General features: G+C 62.9%; 4 protein-coding genes. 1 reads left to right on the top strand and 3 read right to left on the bottom strand.

Annotation, left to right across the window (positions count from 1 at the left end; genetic code table 11):
* Both prfA and hemA read right to left on the bottom strand, forming a co-directional pair.
* Positions 1–830, bottom strand: an 830-nt coding sequence (gene prfA / locus ABWP92_RS17045) for a peptide chain release factor 1 (RefSeq protein ID WP_353236597.1), incomplete at its 3' end; no start/stop codon positions are given.
* A 133-nt stretch (positions 831–963) separates the two neighbouring features.
* The gene (gene hemA / locus ABWP92_RS17050; protein WP_353236598.1) at positions 964–2265 is read right to left on the bottom strand and encodes a glutamyl-tRNA reductase; all 1302 of its coding nucleotides are present in this window, start codon (positions 2263–2265) and stop codon (positions 964–966) included.
* 72 nt (positions 2266–2337) lie between these two features.
* Here hemA and ABWP92_RS17055 point away from each other — a divergent pair, with 72 nt between their 5' ends.
* Positions 2338–2616, top strand: coding sequence for a hypothetical protein (locus ABWP92_RS17055; protein ID WP_353236599.1), 279 nt, complete (start codon positions 2338–2340; stop codon positions 2614–2616).
* Here the strand turns inward: ABWP92_RS17055 and ABWP92_RS17060 are convergent, their stop codons facing one another.
* Positions 2617–3069: a MarR family winged helix-turn-helix transcriptional regulator gene (locus ABWP92_RS17060; protein WP_353236600.1), complete on the bottom strand. Its 453-nt coding sequence runs from the start codon at positions 3067–3069 to the stop codon at positions 2617–2619. It abuts the gene before it with no gap.
* Between the last annotated feature and the right edge of the window lie 111 nt (positions 3070–3180).

The following is a 3180-nucleotide window of genomic DNA, read 5'->3' on the forward strand; positions in this document are numbered from 1 at the left end:
CGGGCCTGCAGCACCTGCAACGCCTTGGCCTTGTTGCTGTGCTGGCTGCGGCCGTCCTGGCATTCCGCGACGATGCCGGTGGGCAGGTGCACCACGCGCACGGCGGAGTCCGTCTTGTTGATGTGCTGGCCGCCAGCGCCGGATGCGCGGAAGGTGTCGATGCGCAGATCCGCCGGATTCAGCGTGACGGCCTGGTGCTCGTCCGGCTCCGGCATCACCGCGACGGTGCAGGCGCTGGTGTGGATGCGCCCTTGCGTTTCGGTCGCGGGCACGCGCTGCACGCGATGGCCGCCGGACTCGAAGCGCATGCGGCCATAGACGTTGTCGCCTTCGATGCGCAGCACGACTTCCTTGTAGCCGCCGAGTTCGCTCTCGTTGGCCGACATGACCTCGACCTTCCAGCCGGCATTGGCCGCGTAGCGCGTGTACATGCGCGCCAGATCGCCGGCAAACAGCGCGGATTCATCGCCACCCGTGCCCGCGCGGATTTCCATGAAGGCGTTGCGGGCGTCGTCGGGGTCCTTGGGCAGCAGCAGGCGCTGCAGTTCGTCCTCGAGCTGCACGAGTTCCGCCTCGCCGCTGGTGATTTCCTCCTGCGCCATTTCGGCCATGTCAGGGTCCTCGAGCATCTCGTGGGCGCCGGCGATATCGGCCTCGACCTGGGCGTAGCGCCTGTAGCGTCCCGCGATCTGGGTGACCTCGGAGTGCTCCCTGGAGATGCTGCGGTACTGCGCCATGTCGGACATGATGTCCTCGCGCGAGAGCAGGAAGTCCAGTTCTTCGAGACGCTGCGCGTACTTCTCGAGCTGGGTTCTGAGAAAGGCTTTCATGGTGTCTGCCAATGAGGTGGGCTGCGCACGGACTGCGTGCCGCCAGCGGATGGCGCGGGCGGGGCGGCTGGGCAGAATGCGCGCCGCCGCGCAACGAACCACGGGAATGGGAGGGGTTTGGGCTGCGGCGCAGCTACAGGCTGTTCTTGCTTTGCGAGCGCAGGAAAAGCCGCTGAACGGTATCGACGGTCTGGGCGCGCTGCCCGGCATCGCCCTTGTGCAGTTCGGCCATGGCGCCGTGGAGCATCTTCTGCGTGATGCCGCGCGAGAGTGCGTCGAGCACGGTGTCGATGTCCTCGCCCCTGGCGATCAGCTTCTTGGCGCGCGCGATTTCCATTGCGCGCCATTCGTCGGTCTGTGCGTTGATCTGCTGGATCAGCGGCACCGCGCCGCCCTGGGGGCTGCGCTGGTCGAGCCAGTGCATGAAGCTCTGCACGCCGTGGTCGATGATGACCTCCGCCTGCTGCACGGCTGCCTGGCGCTGCGCCTGGCCGGTACGGACCACGTTGGCGAGGTCGTCCACGGTGTAGAGGTACACGTCGCGCAGGTCCTTGACCTCGGCTTCGATGTCGCGCGGAACGGCAAGATCGACCATGAAGATCGGGCGATGCCGGCGCTTCTTGAGCGCGCTCTCCACCGCGCCCAGCCCGATGATGGGCAGGCTGGATGCCGTGCAACTGATGACCGCGTCGTATTCGTGCAGGTGCTCGGGCAGGTCCGCCAGCCGCATGGTGTTGGCGTTGAACTGCACGGCCAGCTTCTCGCCGCGCTCCAGCGTGCGGTTGGCGATGGTGATCTGCTTGGGGTGCCTGGCGGCAAAGTGCGTGGAGACGAGCTCGATCATCTCGCCCGCGCCCACGAACAGCACCTTGATCTGCGAGAGGTCTTCGAACAACTGGCCCGCGAGCCGTACCGCCGCCGCGGCCATGCTGATGCTGTGCGCGCCGATTTCCGTGGAGCTGCGCACCTCCTTGGCAACGGCGAAGCTGCGCTGGAAGAGCTGGTTGAGCGTGCTGCCCAAGGCGCCAGCGTCCTCGGCGGCGCGCACGGCGTTCTTCATCTGGCCAAGGATCTGCGCCTCTCCGAGCACCATCGAGTCCAGGCCGCTGGCGACGCGGAAGGCGTGGCGCGCGACCAGGTCGTTTTCCAGCGTGTAGGAATGCGAGCGCAGCAGGGCGGGGCTGACGCCGCCGGAGTGGGCGAGCCAGTCCAGCGTATGGTCCAGGGCCGGCGTGTGGGCCGCGCAGTAAATTTCGGTGCGGTTGCAGGTGGACAGAATGGCCGTCTCCACGCTGGGGTGGCGCGTGGAGCTGCTGGTCAGGGCCTGGCGAAGACCGAGCAGCGTCGGTGCGATCTGATCGATTGCAAACGCAAAACGACCGCGCATATCCAGCGGCGCGGTCGTGTGATTGATGCCTAGTGCCCAAACTGCCATATGCGCGATTATAAAATTTGTCGGCAATCAGGTTGAGATTGGTTTTTTAATGACTTGATTTGAGTCATGTTTATGAGCACTTTATTAGCAATCAATCATCTACTGAATTTTGTGGCGCCCGCGTTCGCGGTCGCGCTGCTGATGGTTGCAGGGTCGCAGGTTTTCGACAGGAAACGAGCCAGATCTCAAGGCTGGATTAAGCCTTTTGCTATTAATTTTGTTATCTGTACTACGGTCCTGCTGTGTGGACTGGTGGTTTTTGGCGATGATGGGAAGATCTGGACCTATGGCGCACTTGTAGTGATTTCTGCCACAAGTCAATTCCTGATTCTGCGTGCCTGGCGTGGGTAATCAGACCGGATGGGTCTGGCCGAGCAGACGGTTTTTCATGGCGAGCAGGTTCAGCAGCATTTTCTGCTGATCGCCCGCCGCCATGCAGCCCAGCATCTCGTTGCCGATGGCGGCGCGCTCCTCGCGCAGCGCGGCCACGCGCGCGGCGCCGCTTTCGCTGAGTTCGAGCACGCGGCTGCGCTTGTCCTGGGGGTTTGGCGCGCGCACGATCCAGCCGCGCTCTTCGAGAAGGTTGAGCGTACGTGCGATCTGCGCCTTGTCCGCATGCATGTGATCCATCATGGATTTGTGCGTGCACTGCGGCGTGCGCCCCAGGAAGATGAGCATGCGCAGTTCATTGGGCGTGACGCCCGGTTCGAGCGAATGCATGGCGCTGCGCATGCGCGAACGGTAGGCATGCGTGAGGTCATGCAGCGCATCCAGCAATTGCGTGGAGAGGGTGTCGGCATTCATGGTGGGGTGATCCAAATTTATTGTTGACAAAATCAATGATATTCATTATTGTTTTGTTGATTAGATCAACAGTTTAAAGAAATTCAGGAAATATGACTACCCAAACACAGC

The organism is Diaphorobacter ruginosibacter (assembly GCF_040396215.1).
Classification (GTDB): domain Bacteria; phylum Pseudomonadota; class Gammaproteobacteria; order Burkholderiales; family Burkholderiaceae_C; genus Diaphorobacter_A; species Diaphorobacter_A ruginosibacter_A.

What these genes read in the sequence shown, in the direction of transcription:
- hemA (WP_353236598.1), bottom strand. Translation starts at nt 2,265, where the DNA reads ATGGCAGTTTGGGCACTAGGCATCAATCACACGACCGCGCCGCTGGAT.
- ABWP92_RS17055 (WP_353236599.1), top strand. Translation starts at nt 2,338, where the DNA reads ATGAGCACTTTATTAGCAATCAATCATCTACTGAATTTTGTGGCGCCC.
- ABWP92_RS17060 (WP_353236600.1), bottom strand. Translation starts at nt 3,069, where the DNA reads ATGAATGCCGACACCCTCTCCACGCAATTGCTGGATGCGCTGCATGAC.